This is a genomic window from Bradyrhizobium sp., assembly GCF_049581145.1.
Lineage (GTDB): Bacteria > Pseudomonadota > Alphaproteobacteria > Rhizobiales > Xanthobacteraceae > Bradyrhizobium.
Window position 1 is genome coordinate 1 of record NZ_JBAURI010000548.1, and the last position, 17,092, is coordinate 17,092.

Consider the following 17,092-nt stretch of genomic DNA (forward strand, 5'->3'; position numbering starts at 1 on the left):
AGCTCGCGCCGCTATTGGTCGAACTGGGGTTCGACGCCAAGGTGGCGAGCGAGCAGCTCGGCGTCGCCTCGGCGGTGAAGATGTGCCGCAGCATCATGATCAAGGGCATGGAAGCCATGGTCATCGAGGCCTTCACCACCGCGCGCGCCTACGGCGTGGAGGATGCGGTGCTGGCTTCGCTCGCCGAAACCTTTCCCTCGATCAACTGGGAGAAGCAGGGCGCCTATTTCTTCCAGCGCGTGATCGAACATGGCAGGCGGCGCGCCGAAGAGGTGCGGGAAGTGGCCGAGACCGTGCGTGAAGCCGGGCTCACGCCATGGTCCGCACAAGGCACCGCCGAACGCCAGGGCTGGGTCGCGGATCTCGCCGACCAGGGCCTGTTCGGCCAACGCGGCACCGAGGGGTTTGCGCGCAGCGCCGATTGGCGCATCGAGGCCGACCGTATCCTGGCCAGGCGCAAGTCCGAGACGTGGGCAAATCCGAGACGTGAGAAGCTGATGGAATTTCACAAGACGCCCGGCTGGCTCGACTGGTATGCGGACCCGTCGAAACCGAAGTTCAGGGTGCCGGATGGCGCCGTCGACGCCCATTGCCATGTGTTCGGACCGGGCAGCCAGTTTCCCTATGCGGAAGAGCGCAAATATACCCCGTGCGACGCATCGCGCCGCCAGCTTGACGCGCTGCGCGACCATCTGGGCTTCGCGCGCAATGTGATCGTGCAGGCCACCTGCCACGGCGCCGACAACCGCGCATTGGTCGACGCGCTCGTCCATTCCGGCGGCAAGGCGCGCGGCATTGCCACCGTGAAGCGCGGCATCAGCGATGCCGAACTGGAAGCCTTGCACGAAGCCGGCGTGCGCGGCGTGCGCTTCAATTTCATCAAGCGCCTGGTCGATTTCACGCCCAAAGACGAACTGATCGAGATCGCCGGCCGCATCGCGCGGCTGGGCTGGCACGTCGTGATCTATTTCGAGTCGGTCGATCTGCCCGACCTATGGGATTTCTTCACGGCGCTGCCGACCACTGTCGTGGTCGACCACATGGGCCGGCCCGATGTCACCAGGCCGGTCGACGGTCCGGAATTCGAGCTGTTCATCAAGTTCATGCGGGACAATCCGACCGTCTGGTCCAAGGTCAGCTGCCCGGAGCGGCTGTCGGTCAAGGGGCCGCCGGCGCTGAACGGCGAGCAGAACGCCTATCGCGATGTGGTGCCGTTTGCCCGGCGCATCGTCGAGACGTTTCCCGATCGCGTGCTCTGGGGCACCGATTGGCCGCATCCCAATCTGAAGGACCACATGCCCGACGACGGTCTGTTGGTCGATTTCATTCCGCAGATCGCGACCACGGCGGAGCTGCAGCGCAAGCTGCTGGTCGACAATCCGATGCGGCTGTACTGGCCCGACGAAGTCGGCACGACGAATGCCAAGACGATGGAGAACCAGGCATGAGCAAGCACATCAAGGTCGCGCTTGCCGGCGCCGGCGCATTCGGCATCAAGCATCTCGACGGCATCGAGAACATCGACGGCGTCGAGGTGGTCTCGCTGGTCAGCCGCAATCTCGATGCGACCCGACAGGTCGCGGCCAAATACGGCATTGCCCACGCCTCCACGGACCTTGCCGACAGCCTGGCGATGGCCGATGTCGATGCCGTGATCCTGTGCACGCCGACACAGATGCACGCAGCGCAGGCCATCGCCTGCCTAAAGGCCGGCAAGCATGTGCAGGTCGAGATTCCGCTGGCCGACGCCCTGAAGGACGCGCAGGCGGTGGTCGATCTGCAGCGGCAGACCGGGCTGGTCGCGATGTGCGGCCACACCCGCCGCTTCAATCCCAGCCATCAATGGGTGCGCAACAGGATCGTCGCCGGCGAATTCAACATCCAGCAGATGGACGTGCAGACCTTCTTCTTCCGCCGCAGCAACATCAACGCGCTGGGCCAGCCGCGCAGCTGGACCGACCATCTGCTGTGGCACCACGCGGCGCACACGGTGGACCTGTTCGCCTACCAGGCCGGCTCGCGCATCGTGAAGGCCAACGCCGTGCAGGGGCCGATCCATCCGAGCTTGGGCATCGCGATGGACATGTCGATCCAGCTCAAGGCGGAGAACGGCGCGATCTGCACACTCAGCCTGTCCTTCAACAATGACGGTCCGCTCGGCACCTTCTTCCGCTACATCGGCGACACCGGCACCTACCTCGCGCGCTATGACGATCTGTTCGACGGCCGCGACGAGAAGATCGACGTCTCCAGGGTCGACGTCTCCATGAACGGGATCGAGCTGCAGGACCGCGAGTTCTTCGCCGCCATTCGCCAGCGGCGCGAGCCGAACGCAAGCGTGGCCCAGGTGCTGCCGTGCTACCAGGTGCTGCACGATTTGGAGCAGCAGCTCAACGCCGGGTGAGAGGCGTTTCGCGATCACGCCACCCCAAGGCTCGTCATCACCCGCCTATGCGCGCCTGCGGGAGGTTGCGCGGCCTCTCTCAGTAGACCCGGGGAACGAAACGCTGGATCGACTTCTTGGGCCGCTTGTAGCCGGTGTCGGATTGGCGCGGCGGCAGCTCGATCTCGACCGGCTTCATGTCGCCGTAGGGAATTTGATGCAGCAGGTGCCGGATGCAATTGAGCCGGGCGCGTTTCTTGTCGTCGGCGTCGACGACGTGCCATGGGGTCTTCTTGCGATCGGTATGCGCGAACATCACGTCCTTGGCCTTGGAATATTCCACCCAGCGCTTGCGCGATTCCAGATCCATCGGGCTCAGCTTCCAGCGCTTGATCGGATTGCGGATGCGTTCCTGGAAGCGCCGCTCCTGCTCCTCGTCATTGACCGAGAACCAGTATTTGATGAGATAGATGCCCGAGCGCACCAGCATCTCCTCGAAGATCGGACAGGAACGCAGGAACTCCTGATACTCCTGCTCGCTGCAGAAACCCATGACATGTTCGACGCCGGCGCGATTGTACCAGCTGCGATCGAACAGCACGATCTCGCCCCGGGTCGGAAGCTCGGCGACGTAACGCTGAAAATACCATTGGCCGCGCTCGCGATCGGTCGGCGTGCCCAGCGCCACGACGCGGCAGATCCGGGGATTGAGGCTCTCGGTGATGCGCTTGATCACGCCGCCTTTGCCGGCCGCGTCGCGGCCCTCGAAGATGACGGCGACCTTGAGGCCCTGCAGCCGCACCCATTCCTGCAGCTTGATCAGCTCGAACTGCAGATGAGCGAGCTCGTCGATGTATTTGTAGTGCTTCGGCGGCTTGCGTGATTCGGGCCGTTCGGCGCCGTGCCAGTATTGCTCGACGGCGGTGATTTCCCTGGCGTCGCGCAAGACGGACATTTCGGCCCCGGCAGATTTGCGGCTCTTGGCCATCGGGCCCCCCAGGTTCGCGCGATGAAGAATCGAATGGCAGCTAAACATTTTCGCACCATAACTTGAAGGGTGCGCCAGGCCGATCACACAGTGCGCAACTGAGAATCATTGTCAGGGCGCTGCTCCGAAGCCGCCCGCCGGCATGTCTCCATTCCATCGGCGCGCGATTCGCTAACCCTTGTTCGTTTACTAGGATCAGAACTTGGCCTAGGAAGCGCTGAATCATCCAGACGAGTCAAAAAAGTCAAACCAGGAAACAGCGCGAGGGAGACGCCACATGAAGGTCCAGGTGTGCATCATCGGCGGCGGGCCGTCGGGATTGTTGTTGTCGCAGCTCCTGCATCTGCGGGGCATCGAAAACGTGGTATTGGAGAAATACAGCCGCGAATATGTGCTGGCCCGGATCCGCGCCGGCGTGCTGGAGCACGGCTTTGCCAAGCTGATGCGCGAGGCCCAGTGCGGCGATCGCATGGATCGCGAGGGCGAAATTCACAAGGGGTTCCAGATCGCCCATGACGGGGTGATGGATCGCGTCGACCTCTACAAATATTCCGGCGGCAACTCGGTCATCGTCTACGGCCAGACCGAACTGACCCGCGATCTCTATGACGCGCGCGAGCGGATGGGCGGCCACGTCATTCACAATGTCGAGGACGTGACGCTGCGCGACCTCGAGTCGGAGGCGCCTCATGTCACCTATCGCGACGGCGACCAGATCGTCCGGATCGACTGCCAATATGTCATCGGCGCCGACGGTTTCCACGGCATCAGCCGCAAGTCGATCCCGAAGCAGGTGCTGCGGGAATATGAACGGGTTTATCCGTTCGGCTGGCTTGGCGTGCTGTCGCGCACCAGGCCGGCCTCGCCCGAACTGATCTATGCCAGGCATGAGCGCGGATTTGCGCTGTGCTCGCTGCGCTCGCAGCTGCTCAGCCGCTATTACATCCAGGTGCCGCTGACGGATTCGATCGAGGATTGGCCCGACGACGCGTTCTGGGCCGAGCTCAGGCGCCGCCTGCCAGGCGAGGTCGCGGGCGATCTGATCACCGGTCCGTCGATTGAGAAGAGCATCGCGCCGCTGCGCAGTTTCGTCGCCGAGCCGATGCGGTACGGCCGCCTGTTCCTGGCCGGCGACGCCGCCCATATCGTGCCGCCGACCGGCGCGCGCGGGCTCAACAGCGCGGCCTCCGATATTTATTACCTCTACCATGCGATGGTCGATCATTACAAAAAGGGTGATGACGCCGGCCTCGATGGCTATTCGAAGCGGGCATTGGCCCGGATCTGGAAGGCGCAGCGCTTCTCGTGGTGGATGACCATGCTGCTGCACCGCTTCCCCGACAATATCCCCTATGACGACAGGCTGCAGGAGACGGATCTGGCCTATCTGTTCTCCTCCGAGGCCGCGCTTCGCTCGCTTGCGGAAAATTATGTCGGTCTGCCGTTCTGATCTCGGGGCGTCCGCGCTGGTTTATGCCGGCATGTCATCGCGGCCAGCGCCAGTGGGCGGGCTCGAATTTGATCCAGAGCAAGGCGCGCGGGCCGCCGCAAAGTCACAAAGCTTTCAGGGAAACACCAGGGAGAGCATCATGCCAGAAGCCAGACCGCGGCAGCCCGTGCCCGGCACCACGATCTTCGACGGCGAGGAGGCCCGCAAGGGCTATGCGCTGAACAAGATGTGCTACTCGTTCAACGAGGCCGCCAATCGCAAGGCGTTCGTCGCCAACGAGGATGCCTATTGCGCCAAATACGGCCTGAATGCCCAGCAGCGCGAAGCCATCCGCAACCGCAACGTGCTGCAGCTGATCGCAGCCGGCGGCAATGCCTATTACCTGGCCAAGTTCGCCGGCATTTTCGGGCTCGACATGCAGGACATCGGCGCCCAGCAGACCGGCCTGACCAAGGACCAGTTCAAGGCCAAGCTTCAGGCGGCGAGGGGGTAGGTCATGGCCAGGATCGTCGGGTCCATCACCACCTCCCACGTGCCCGCCATCGGCGGCGCCATCGCCAAGGGTCTGCAGAACGATCCGTACTGGAAGCCGTTCTTCGACGGCTTCCCGCCGGTGCGCGAGTGGCTTGCCCGGGTCAAGCCTGATGTCGTCGTGCTCGTCTACAACGATCACGGGCTCAATTTCTTCCTGGACAAGATGCCGACCTTCGCGGTCGGCGCCGCGAGCCAATACAGCAACGCCGACGAGGGGTGGGGGATTCCGACCGTGCCGCCGTTCACCGGCGATCCGGAACTGTCCTGGCACCTGATCGAGCAGCTGGTCGCGGAGGATTTCGACCTCACGACCTGCCAGGAGATGGTGGTCGACCACGCCTTCACGCTGCCGATGGCGCTGTGCTGGCCCGACCAGAAATGGCCGGTCCGCACCGTTCCGGTCTGCGTCAATACGGTTCAGGCGCCGCTGCCCTCGGCGGCGCGCTGCTACAAGCTCGGTCAGGCGATCGGTCGGGCGATCGCGGCGTGGCCAAAGCACGAGCGGGTCGTCGTCATGGGCACTGGCGGGCTGTCGCACCAGCTCGACGGCGAGCGTGCGGGCTTCATCAACAAGGAGTTCGATCTGCAATTCATGGATAGCATGGTCACCAACCCGGCCTGGGCCACCCGATATTCGACGACCGAGCTGGTCGAGCTGTCAGGCACCCAGGGGGTCGAGCTCCTGAACTGGATGGTCGCGCGCGGCACGCTGCCGGAGAAGGTGCGGAAAGAGCAGTCCAACTACTACATCCCGATCTCGAACACGGCGTCGGGGCTGATGGTGCTCGAACCGCTGGAGTAGAGAGTAGATGGATTGAGCCTTGCGAAACCCATCAATTCACCCGCGCATCGATGGGTTTCGCGATCAGATCGGACGAGGGTCCGATCTGATCGCTCTACCCGTCCTACAGCGCTGCTGCGTCACGCAGGCGACCATACGCTATGCGACGTTCAGAACCTGCGAGTTCTTGCGCGGGCCATCGATGAACATCTCGGTCAAGCGCGTCATCAGGCCGGGGGTCTCGGCGGCTTTCGCATGCGAGACGAACGGGTCGGTGTAGCACTGCGTTCCGGTGGCCCTGGCAATCCGCGCCACGGCTTCGGTCATGGCCGGCGCGCCGCAGGTGTAGACGACGTCGTCCGGCGTCAGGGCCGGCATGTGGTCGGTCGGCCGGCCGCTGCGAATCGCCGACGAGACGTTCTGGGCCTCCGACACCACCGGGATGATGGTGACGTTGGGAAACCGCGCCAGCCGGCACAAGGCGTTGTGCATGTAGAACGACTGCAGCTTCCGCGCCGCCACGATGAACACGAGTTCGCGCTGTGGCCATTCCGTGATCGCGCTGACCGCGATCGCCCACATCGGAGCAAATCCGGTGCCGCTGGCGACCAGGATGGTGCGGCCGGGATGCTTCCGCCGGTGAAAGGCGCTGCCGAACGGACCGTTCACCTTGACGCGATGGCCGACACGAATCTTCTTGCCCAGTCCGGAGGAGACCGCTCCGCCGGGCAGGCGCCGGATGTGAAAGTTGAGGAGCCGATTGTCGGGCGCGCCTTCCAGCGGATAGGTCGGGCTGTAGGATCGCTCGGGGAAGCCGCGGAATTGCAGGTTGCAGTACTGGCCGGGAAAATAACGCAGCGACTTCGGCAGCTCGAGCGAGACGCCGAACACATCGGGCGCCATGCGGACCAGTTCGACCACGCGAGCCGACAACGAGACCGGATCGGGCACCGGCTCGGTGACGATCTTGAGATCCGAGACCACCCGCGCCTGGCAGGCGTAGACCATGTCGCTGCCTTCTTCGGTGCCGCCAAACACCTTGCCGTCGACCAGGCGGACACGACAACTGCCGCAAATGCCGCTCCGGCAATCGTGCTGGATGTCAACGCCGCTCATGATCGCGCCGTCAAGCAGCAGGTCGCCGACATTGGCGTGGAAGGTTTCCTTGTTCAGCGTGATCTTGCAGGTCTTAGCCATTTATTCCACCTCGAGCCGAATCGGTCGGACGTGCCGTGTATGTCTGATCTGGGTGTGATCGAAAGCCGAGACCCGCATGAAGACGCCGGTCTTCAACGGCACGTCGTATTTGCTGTGAGTATCGAGGCGGCGTGCCACCTCGAGCGCCCAGTGTCCGGAAGCCCAGCGGGCCGCGCAGCGTATATCCGCGCGATCGCCGGTGTAGTCGCCGGCGATGATGACGCCCGGCAGCACGGTGCCGACCGGAATCAGCCGGTCCTGCTCCGGCGTGTAGGGCACCGAGTCTGCGTCCGTCATGAACCAGCGCGCGCCATCGCTCTCGCCGATGTTCGGATCGAGCGTGATCTGTCCCATCGCGGCGGTGGTCGCCGCGAGATCCTTGGGCAACCGAAGCGGGGTGATGGGTCGCTTGTCGTCGAAGCCGTCCGCCGGCATCGCGAAATTGTTGCTGTAGTTCGCGGTGCCGGGGTCGGGGGCGAACCCACCACGATAGGGGACGATGTTGCGCACCTGCTCCGGGGTCGGTTCCTGCGGCGGACCGAAATGGTCGTCGTCCATCCAGCCCGTGGGCCCGCCGCTGGTCGCCTTCCACTGCCAAACATCGGCGTAGATGCCTTCAGCCGGCGTGTAGTGCAGGCCACGTCCGGTCATGGTGGCGGGCGCGGTCGGGATCGGATGAGGGCTGGCATGGAACGTCCGGTCGCCGGCCAGATGCACGTCGAGCGTCGTGAACAGGACCGAGAACTTGTCCTCGTTGAAGGAGTGCTCGTCACCCTTTTCAAAACCGTCATGCAGCACGTGCCATCCGTCGATCTTCTTGATCAGCGGCAGCTGTTTCAAGGAGCGCGTCGGATCCTCCCAGGTGAACAGGAAGTACGCCCAGGTGCCGTCGTGCACCGCGCGGATGTCGATTCGCGATTCGCCCTTGCCGTCGAAATTGTCGCCCTCATTGGTCATCAGGGAGAACGGCTGGATGCCGCGCCAAACCGGGTCGGACGTGTCGCCATCGAGGATCGGTGCCTCGGCGCTGCTGATGCGGCGAACCTCCAGATGGTCGACGGACAGATAGTCCGTGGCGACCACGGCCGAAGCCCCGGTGATGGCGATGGCGGCGGCAACCACGAAGGGGTTGGATTGCAGCGTCACGTTTCGCCGTTTCACCGGGCCGCGAGGAGCTGCTGCAGCCGGACCTGGATGTGCGGCAGGCCGGCGCGTGTCGCGCCGCTCCCGCACGCTCTCATGCGGCAGCTGGGAAGGCTGCAACGCGGCCTTCGAATCGGAATGCGGTTCCAGCGAAGGCGTCGAGGACTTCTCGACCAGCATCGTCAGCAGCTCGACGGCGTCGAGCCGCGGCGGCGGAGGCGGCAGCCCCGTTGGCCGGAACACCCGGAACAATTGCGAGGTACCGCCGATCCCATAGTGGTTGAGAACATGCAGGCTGACGAAAGCCGGCACCATCCAGGTTGCCCACCAATGCACCGCCGCCACATCGTAGCCCGCGCTCAAGCCGAAGAACATCATGCCGCCGGTGACGATCAGCGTCAGCATGGTCAGGAAAAATCCCCAGGTGAGCATGATGCTGAACGTGCCAAGCTTGGCCTGCTTGCGGCCCATCAGGCCGCGCAGGCGAATCTTGTCCAGCTGGATACGGCGGGTCAGGCCGGATTTGATGACGTAGACGATATAGGCGATCGTCACCCCGACCAGCACCACGGCCGCCTGCATATGCGGCACCCAGACATTGGCGCGGGGCAATACCAGATCAAACAGGTTGATCCAGGCGCGGCCCGGCGCTTCCGTTGCGATACGCAGGCCCGTCACGAAGGCGACGCAGATCGCTCCGACCAGCACCCAGTGCAGAACGATGGTTCCGTAGTCTGTCTTGCGCTGCCTCATTAGCGAACCTCCTGCGTCGGGAGTCCGCGGATGTCGGCGGATGTCGTGGGCGCGCTTACCGCGCAATTTTCAGGCGCGCCCGGCGGACGCGCCATATCCTGCAAGGAGCCGTAGGTATTCGTCGACAAACTCTCTGTCCCCCAGATAATTGGCCCGCCGAACCCGGCGAACGGGATTCATCTCCTTTTGTGATCACCGCAACACGCTCATTGTCCAAGCAGCGACGCCCGAGCTGCCTTGAACGATCCCCAGACCTCGCGCGTGATTGCTGTGTGTTACCGGCGGACCGCCAGATCGCGCCGACAGCTGGCGCTGTGTATGAAGTGATACATGTCTAGTTCCCCATTTGCGCCGTCAGCGATCGAATGCTGATCGGCACCGTCGATCTACTAACGTGGAGACTTGTTTAGCTTCATGGCGTCTTTCGGCCGACACAGCGGCCTTTGCGTGCGGAAGCAAGGTTATAGCCGGACGAATTCATGACGCGGTGCGATCGGTGCGAATTCGCGGGCCCTAAGTCCAGCGGGCATCACGCGAAATTATCCGAGGTTGTAGTAAGCCCGCGCACGTGCATCAGGCTCTGATCCGGCGTTCTACGGGAACATTTCGTTCAGGCAGAAATCCACCTCTGTCCAATTGTTGCCGGAAAATGGTCGGCATCGGTTGGCAACTAGGGTCGTCGCCAGCGGTATCTGGCCATCGGGAGGCATGCGGGATGAGTATTGTTGTGGATGGCCCGCTACTGGGTTCTTCGTCGTCATCGGCACAGCCGAAGCCGGCGGTGGTGGCCGACGATCCCGTGACCCGCGGGCTGCGCGAGAGCGCGCGGCGCATGGGCGGCGTCGCCGTGTTCAGCGGGGTGATCAACCTGCTGATGTTGGCAGGCTCGCTCTACATGCTGCAGGTCTACGATCGGGTGATTCCCAGTCGCAACATCGCGACCTTGGCCGGCCTCTCGCTGATGGTGCTGTTCGCCTACCTGATGCAGGGGTATTTCGACGCGCTGCGCGCACGCATGCTGTGCCGGGTTGCGACGCTGTTCGACATCGGCCTGCAGGATGCGATTCACAACGCGCTCGCCACGCTGCCGCTGCGCGGCGTCAAGCCCATGTTGCTGCAGCAGCCGTTGCGTGATCTCGACCAGATCCGCGGTTTCATGTCGAGCATGGGGCCGACGGCATTTCTGGATATGCCCTGGATTCCTCTGTCTTTGATCGGCCTGTTCCTGTTTCATCCGGCGATCGGCCTGACCGCGGTGCTCGGGATGATGATGATCATCGCGATGACGCTTTTGACAGAACGTCTGTCGCGCCGCGCGGCCAAGGCTGCGATGGACACCAGCGCGCAGCGCCAGGTGCTGGCGGACGCCACGCAGCGCAATGCCGAAGTCATCAAGGCGCTCGGCATGATGGACCGGTTCGGCGCGCGATGGGCGGAGATCAACGAGCGCTATCTGCGCGAGAATATCCGTGCCACCGACGTCTATGCCAATCTCGGCTCCGGCGCGAAAGTGCTGCGTTACGTGCTGCAATCGGGCATGCTGGGTATGGGAGCGTTTCTCGTGGTATCCGACAAGGCGTCGGGCGGCATCATGATCGCATCGTCGATCCTGATGGGACGGGCATTGGCGCCCGTCGAGGTCGCACTCTCCAGCTGGAAGCAGCTGGTCGCCGCGCGGCAGGGCATCGCGCGCCTGCGCGATATCTGCAAGGTGACCGCGAAGCCCGACGAGCCCCCCGTGGTGCTGCCGCGCCCTCGCCACGAACTTTCGGTGCAGGAACTCACCGTCGCGCCGCCGGGTTCGGACAAGCCGATCGTGTCCAATATTTCGTTCTCGCTCAAGGCGGGCACGGGACTGGCGCTGCTCGGCGCCAGTGCATCGGGAAAGACCTCGCTTTCAAAGGCGCTGGTCGGCATCTGGCCGGCCCAGCACGGCGTCGTGCGGCTTGACGGGGCGGCGCTGGATCAGTGGCGCAATGCCGATCTCGGGCGCCATGTCGGCTATCTGCCGCAGGATGTGGCCCTGTTCGACGGCACCGTTGCGGAAAACATCTGTCGTTTCGATCCGAACGCAAGCTCCGATTCGATCCTGCGCGCGGCGCAGATCGCCGGGGTGCACAATCTGATTCTGGGCCTTCCGGACGGTTACTCGACGCGGATCGGCCAGGGCGGCATGTCGCTGTCGGCGGGCCAACGGCAGCGGGTAGGACTTGCGCGGGCCGTGTTCGGCGATCCTTTCCTGGTCGTGCTCGACGAGCCCAATGCCAACCTGGATGCCGAAGGCGAGAACGCCCTGAGTCGCGCCATCCAGCTCCTGCGCAAGCTCAACAGCATCGTCATCGTGATCTCGCACCGTCCGAGCGCTCTCGCCGCGCTGAACATGGCGATGGTGCTCTACGAGGGTAAGGTGATCGCGTTCGGTTCGTCCCAGGAGATATTTGCGCGGGTCAGCGCATCGCAACAGCAGGCTCAGGCTGCCCAGGTCAAGGCCCAGGCTGCGCAGACGAAGGCCCAGGTCAACCAGGTGAAACAGCCGGTCGAGCAGCCGGCGGTGGCGCCACCGAACACCAGGGCGCCGCGCCAGGCCGCGGTCGCGGGAGGCGCTTGAGCCATGAAGCCCAAAGAGCAGATCCAGCGGCTCGAGCGCACCGCGCGCCCTTATCTCGACGAGTCGCCGAATGAGACGGTGGGACCGCAGGGCGATGCGCTGATTCTCGAGCTGCAGCGGCTTCGGCATGCATTCGACGACGAAGAAGGGTCGAATCAGCAGCGGCGCGGCTCGTCGCGCGAAAGAATCGAGGCGGAGCGGCTGCGACGGAACGGTCCGCCGAAGCGTCGGCGCAAGAGCAAGATGGGCAAGGCGCTCGATATCTGTCTTGAGCAGATCGGATTGAAGGCGCCGGCTCCCGTGGAGCGGAGAGGCGGACGGTCCAAGGGCGAAGCGCCGAGAGGACAGCCGTCGAGGAGTGCGCCGGCCAAAAATGGCTCGATCAAGCACGGGTCGAAGAACGGAGCGCCCAAGGGTGGGTCATCCAACCGCAAGCGGCCGCGAAGCGATGCCTTGGCAAGCGATCCGTTCACGATCGATTCGTTCAGGAGCGATGCGTTCAAGAGCGATTCGTTCCTCAACGACATGCTGAAAAGCGAGCCGCTGAAGAACGGAACGCTGAAAAGCGGGCCGTCGAGAAACGAACCGCTCAGAAACGGGCCATCGAGAACCGCTCCGCCGGTCGAGCCCCGTGTTTCACCGCTGCGGCGCGCGTCGCCGCCGATCGTGCCTGACGACGGCATCGCCACGGATTTGGCCAAACTGGCGCCGGACATTACGCGGCCAGCAGCTTCGTCCCAATCGATGTTTCCCCAGGGCCCGCGCCTGGCGCTTCCCCCCGCGACCACGGCCTTGAGCAATCCGGCGGCCGAAATACCGTCCGGAAAGCGGGTCGACAGATGGCGCGCCGGTCTGACCGCCGGCATCTCCTTTATTACCGATCGCGGAGCGCCGGCTCCCCCGGTCGATGATGGCCTGGTGGTCGGAACCCGTTGGTCGTTCGAGCGTGAGCTGCGCACCGGTTTGCGGATTCTCATCGTCGCTGCCGTGCTGGGGGGAGGCTGGCTCGCATTCGTGCCGCTGGCGGGCGCCGTCGTGGTGCCGGGCAATCTCGTCGTGCAATCCAACGTCAAGCAGATCCAGCATCCGACCGGCGGGGTGGTCGCGGAAATCAAGGTGCAAAACGGCTCGCGGGTCAGCGCCGGCGATCTTCTAGTGCGGCTCGATGCCACCCAGGCGCAAGCGAACCTCCAGGTGGTGACCAAGCAGCTCGACGAAATCCGGGCCCGGATAGCGCGGCTGAGCGCCGAACGCGACGGCCTTGCCGACATCACATTTCCGGCCGAGCTGGCGGCGCGGGCGGGCGATGACGAGGTCAAGAGCCTGCTCGCGTCGGAAGAGTCGCTGTTCAAGGCGCGGGCCGGCGCGCGGCAAAGCCAGAAGGATCTGCTGCAAAGCCAGGCCGAGCAGCTCGCCCAGCAGATTGGGGGATTTGAGTCGCAGTTGGATGCCAAGGCCAAACAGTTGGACCTGATCCACGGCGAGCTCACCGGCGTCCAGGATCTCTACGACAAGCATCTGGTGCCGCTGACGCGGCTGACGTCGCTGCAGCGCGATGCGGCGCAAATCGACGGCGAACGCGGTCAAATGACCTCATCGATCGCCGAGACGAAATCCAAGATCGACTCGTCGCAGCTCCAGATCGTTCGAATCGACCAGGACTTCCGCAGCGAGGTCGTGAAGGACCTGAACGAGGCGCAGGCCAAGGAAGCCGAGCTCGCCGAGCACGGCATCGCGGCGCGCGATCAGCTTGACCGGATCGAAATTCATTCACCGACCTCCGGCTTCGTCAATCAGCTTTCGCTTCATACCATCGGCGGCGTCATCAAGGCGGGCGAAACCATCATGGAAATCGTGCCGGATGCGGATGATCTGCAGGTCGAGGCCCACGTGCAGCCGAAGGACATCGACCATGTGCACACCGGCCAGACGGCATTCGTCCGGTTCTCGGCCTTCAATCAGCGGACCACACCGCAGCTCAATGGAACGGTTTCCTACGTGTCGGCCGACACCGGGCAGGATCAGCAGACGCATTCGCCAACCTACACCGTGAGGGTCGTGCTGCCCGAGGAGGAGCGGCGGCGGCTGAACGGCGCGCAACTGGTCCCCGGCATGCCCGCCGAGGTGTTCATGCAGACCGGCAGCAGGACGATGATGCACTATCTGTTCGAGCCGATCCTCGATCAGTTGCGGCGCGCCTTCGTCGAGCAGTGAGGCAAGGCTGGCAACGGGCGGGGCTGCGACAGCGGCCGCCCGCCGGCGCGTTCAGATGTCCACCGCGTTGTTCGCAATCACGTTGCGATAGAACGACGCGCTCAGTTTCGGCGTGCGACTCAATGTGTCGAAGTCCACGCGATAGAGTCCGAAGCGCTTTTCGAAACCGTAGATCCACTCGAAATTATCCATCAGGCTCCACAGGAAGTAGCCGCGGACCGGCACGCCCTCCGACGTCGCGCGCTGCAACTGGGTCAGGTAGTTGCGCAGGTACATGATGCGGTCGAGATCGTAGATGTTGCCGTCGCTTGCCACCTTGTCGTCCGCGGACGTGCCGTTCTCGCTGATGTAGATCGTATTGATCGGCCACACCTTGGCGGCGAGCCGCGGCACCCAGTAGGCTGTCTCCGGGCCGATCCGCAGCCAGTCGGAATTCATGTGCGGGAACGAGGCGGGGAAGGGCAGCACCTCGAAGCCCGGCGCGTGGTCGGAGGCGACCACGTAGAACTGCGGCGCATAGATGTTGAGGCCGACGAAATCGATCGGTGACGAGATGATCTTCAGCTCGGCGGCGGTGAATTTCGGCGCGTCCTTGCCGGCATAATCGAGGAATCCGGGCGTGTATTGTCCCTCCAGGATCACGTTCAGGAAGCCGGCGTTCAATTCGCGCGTGGCGATCTCGGCGGCGCGGACATTTCCCGGCGTGTCGACCGCGGGCAGGCAGGCCGCGATGTTCTCTGCCGGACCGATTCTGGTGCCGGCGCGTCCCTCTGCGCGGATCGCCTGCACGGCGAGGCCGTGGCCCAGCGCGACGTTGTGGCGGACCTGGTTCAGCGCCGCCGTCGGCAGCTTCAGCCCGGGAGCATCGATGCCCCATCCGTAACCGAAGTTCACGAACCTGCCGGTTTCATTGACCGTGAAGATCGACCTGACCCGATCGCTCAAGCGCTTGGCGACATAGCCTGCATAGTCGGCGAATGCCTTGGAAGTGTCGCTGGATTGCCAGCCTCCCTGCTTGTCCTGCAGCGACTGCGGCAGATCCCAATGATACAGCGTGGCGAATGGTTCGATGCCGTCAGCCAGAAGTTCATCGAGAAGACGGTCGTAGAAATCGAGCCCTTTCGGATTGGCTGGCCCGGTCCCTTCGGGAAAAACCCGCGGCCACGCGATCGAGAAGCGATAGGCCTTCGCGCCCAATTGCTTGATCAGGCCAACGTCTTCCTTGTAACGGTGATAATGATCGTTGGCGCGATCCGCATTGCTGTGATCGGCGATCTTGCCCGGCGTGTGGCTGAACGTGTCCCAGATCGAGCGGCCGCGGCCGTCTTCATTGACGGCGCCCTCGACCTGGTAGGCCGACGTCGCCGTGCCCCAGACGAAGCCGTCGGGGAAATGCCCGGAGGCTTGCTGGCCCGCGGCGTGACTTGGCTGGCTGTCTTGTGATGCTGCTGATGTCGTCAATCCCAGGGCGGAAAAGCCCGCAAGTTTCGCAAAATGCCGGCGCGAGAACCTACCGAGCATCCGTGTCTCCCACCAGGTTCACCTTGAGCGGCGCAGCGTTCTCCGTCGAACGGTCCCGCTGATATGGATCGATTTGATAGGCGGAAACCCTATCGATCTCGAAGGCGACCATATCGGGAGATTCGCCGTCGACCACTCCAACACCGCCGAAATATTTGGCGCCCATCGCCAGATTCACGATCATGTACATCGGATCCTCGAAACCGACCGGCACCTTGATATCCGATACGGGCTTGCGATCGATCAGATAGATCAGCCGATCCTGCTCCCACAAGATGCCGTAGTCGTGAAAGTCGGCCGGCGCGTCCGGCAACTGGAAGTCGAAGCCGCAGGATTCGACGTGGCCGGTCGTGGGCGAGCGCCAGTGCGTCGTCATCACCATGTCGCCCGGTCGCTGCCCGCGGCCCTCCAGCACGTCGATTTCGGGTGGCCAGCCGCCGTCATCGGCGAGCATCCAGAACGCGGGCCAGACGCCGGTGCCGACGGGCAGCTTCGCCCGGATCTCGAAATATCCATACTTCTGGGAAAACGAACTCTGGGTCGTCAGGATGCCCGACACATATTCATTGTTGAACAGCACCGATTTGAGTGCGGGCGGTGTGCGGCTGGCTACGATCGACAGCACGCCATCCTTGACCTTGAACGGATCAAGCCCGAGCGGCGTTGCGGCACGACCGCTATAGCGTGGGTCGACATAGATCTGCTGTTCGCCGTTATACTTGGTCTGGCGCTTGAGCTCGGAACCGTCGCCGCCCCAATAGCGCGCTTCCGGCCACGCCGCGCCGCCCGCATAATGCGGCACCCATCTTCCGCTCGTTAGCGGGTGCTGGTTGAAATCGTCATGAAACGTCCGATGCAGCGAGACGACGGAAAACTGCATCGGATCCATCGCATCGAGCCGCCGGCAGCTTTCGCTGGCCGCATCGCGCGTGGTGCGCAAGGCAAGTTGCGGCGGCGCGGCCGCAAGATTGTCCTCGGCGAAAGCCGGTGCATTGGCAACGAGACCGCCGATCAAAATCAGGACTTTCGGTACCAACGTCGCGATCCCCTTGGTTGCCTGGTAGATAGACCGCGATTGCGATGTCTTCGCAACTCGTCCCCGGCGGTCTCGCGGTGTTTTGACCGGTGCCGGCGCCGCTCTATCTCGATACCGCCCAGGCATGGACTGGCGTGAACGGCCGAGTCACGGCGTTCGCCGGGAACGACGGTCGGCGGACGCGAGGTCGTCTCGTCTACAAGACCGTCGCGGCGATCAGGAGCACGATGGCCTCGCCGGTTTGCTCGAGCGCGCCCAGGACATCGCCGGTCTGGCCGCCGACCTGCCTGATGGTCAGCGCCGCGAGCGCCAGCGCGGCGAGCGCCAGCATGAGCAGCGCCGTGATCGCTCCGCGCAACCCGAAGCTCATGAAGAGGCAGAAGGCGCCGATGCCGATGGCGATGATGGCGCTTTGCCACGGCGGCTGTCCGGCGCCGCTCGAAAGCCCGTCCGGTCGTGCCGGCCGGACCAGGCGCATGAAGGC

General features: G+C 63.8%; 13 protein-coding genes and 1 pseudogene. 8 read left to right on the forward strand and 6 right to left on the reverse strand.

The genetic code is table 11. From position 1 onward, the window contains the following. The 3 genes and pseudogenes from WCB02_RS17990 to WCB02_RS18000 form a co-directional block, all read left to right on the forward strand. A pseudogene (locus WCB02_RS17990) lies at positions 1-461 on the forward strand (DUF1932 domain-containing protein); the annotation flags it as partial. 36 nt (positions 462-497) lie between these two features. Next, complete coding sequence (locus WCB02_RS17995; RefSeq protein ID WP_423960075.1) at positions 498-1,448, forward strand: amidohydrolase family protein; 951 nt, start codon at positions 498-500, stop codon at positions 1,446-1,448. Next, complete coding sequence (locus tag WCB02_RS18000; protein WP_423960058.1) at positions 1,445-2,404, forward strand: Gfo/Idh/MocA family oxidoreductase; 960 nt, start codon at positions 1,445-1,447, stop codon at positions 2,402-2,404. The genes WCB02_RS17995 and WCB02_RS18000 overlap by 4 nt, the downstream gene beginning before the upstream one ends. A 79-nt stretch (positions 2,405-2,483) precedes the next feature. Here WCB02_RS18000 and ppk2 read toward each other — a convergent pair whose 3' ends face one another. Then, positions 2,484-3,371 (reverse strand): polyphosphate kinase 2, encoded by an 888-nt coding sequence (gene ppk2, locus WCB02_RS18005; protein WP_423960059.1) that lies wholly within the window; start codon positions 3,369-3,371, stop codon positions 2,484-2,486. A gap of 277 nt (positions 3,372-3,648) precedes the next feature. Between ppk2 and pobA the strand changes: the two genes are divergently transcribed. The 3 genes from pobA to WCB02_RS18020 all read left to right on the forward strand — a co-directional run bounded on the left by pobA (position 3,649) and on the right by WCB02_RS18020 (position 6,157). After that, positions 3,649-4,821, forward strand: a complete 1,173-nt coding sequence (pobA, locus tag WCB02_RS18010) for a 4-hydroxybenzoate 3-monooxygenase (protein WP_423960061.1) — start codon at positions 3,649-3,651, stop codon at positions 4,819-4,821. A gap of 139 nt (positions 4,822-4,960) precedes the next feature. Beyond that, on the forward strand, positions 4,961-5,314 hold the full coding sequence (locus tag WCB02_RS18015) for a protocatechuate 4,5-dioxygenase subunit alpha (RefSeq protein ID WP_423960062.1): 354 nt from the start codon (positions 4,961-4,963) through the stop codon (positions 5,312-5,314). Positions 5,315-5,317: 3 nt separating this feature from the next. Further along, a complete protein-coding gene (locus tag WCB02_RS18020; protein ID WP_423960063.1) occupies positions 5,318-6,157 on the forward strand; it encodes a class III extradiol dioxygenase family protein in 840 nt (279 codons plus the stop codon). A 138-nt stretch (positions 6,158-6,295) separates the two neighbouring features. On the opposite strand, the gene WCB02_RS18025 is transcribed toward WCB02_RS18020, so the two are convergent. Both WCB02_RS18025 and WCB02_RS18030 read right to left on the reverse strand, forming a co-directional pair. Beyond that, on the reverse strand, positions 6,296-7,333 hold the full coding sequence (locus WCB02_RS18025; RefSeq protein WP_423960066.1) for a 2Fe-2S iron-sulfur cluster-binding protein: 1,038 nt from the start codon (positions 7,331-7,333) through the stop codon (positions 6,296-6,298). Next, on the reverse strand, positions 7,334-9,229 hold the full coding sequence (locus WCB02_RS18030; RefSeq protein WP_423960068.1) for an ethylbenzene dehydrogenase-related protein: 1,896 nt from the start codon (positions 9,227-9,229) through the stop codon (positions 7,334-7,336). Between the two features lie 832 nt (positions 9,230-10,061). Between WCB02_RS18030 and WCB02_RS18035 the strand changes: the two genes are divergently transcribed. Both WCB02_RS18035 and WCB02_RS18040 read left to right on the forward strand, forming a co-directional pair. Then, positions 10,062-11,837 carry a type I secretion system permease/ATPase gene (locus tag WCB02_RS18035; RefSeq protein WP_423960077.1) on the forward strand — a complete coding sequence of 592 codons (1,776 nt, stop codon included), beginning with the start codon at positions 10,062-10,064 and terminating at the stop codon, positions 11,835-11,837. Positions 11,838-11,840: 3 nt separating this feature from the next. Continuing rightward, positions 11,841-14,051: an HlyD family type I secretion periplasmic adaptor subunit gene (locus tag WCB02_RS18040; protein ID WP_423960069.1), complete on the forward strand. Its 2,211-nt coding sequence runs from the start codon at positions 11,841-11,843 to the stop codon at positions 14,049-14,051. Positions 14,052-14,102: 51 nt separating this feature from the next. Here the strand turns inward: WCB02_RS18040 and WCB02_RS18045 are convergent, their stop codons facing one another. The 3 genes from WCB02_RS18045 to WCB02_RS18055 form a co-directional block, all read right to left on the reverse strand. After that, positions 14,103-15,572 carry a GH1 family beta-glucosidase gene (locus WCB02_RS18045; protein WP_423960070.1) on the reverse strand — a complete coding sequence of 490 codons (1,470 nt, stop codon included), beginning with the start codon at positions 15,570-15,572 and terminating at the stop codon, positions 14,103-14,105. Continuing rightward, positions 15,562-16,608 (reverse strand): glycoside hydrolase family 16 protein, encoded by a 1,047-nt coding sequence (locus WCB02_RS18050; RefSeq protein ID WP_423960072.1) that lies wholly within the window; start codon positions 16,606-16,608, stop codon positions 15,562-15,564. Before WCB02_RS18050 ends, WCB02_RS18045 begins: the two co-directional genes overlap by 11 nt. Before the next feature lie 196 nt (positions 16,609-16,804). Beyond that, a partial coding sequence (locus tag WCB02_RS18055) for an adenosylcobinamide-GDP ribazoletransferase (RefSeq protein WP_423960073.1) occupies positions 16,805-17,092 on the reverse strand: 288 nt, incomplete at its 5' end.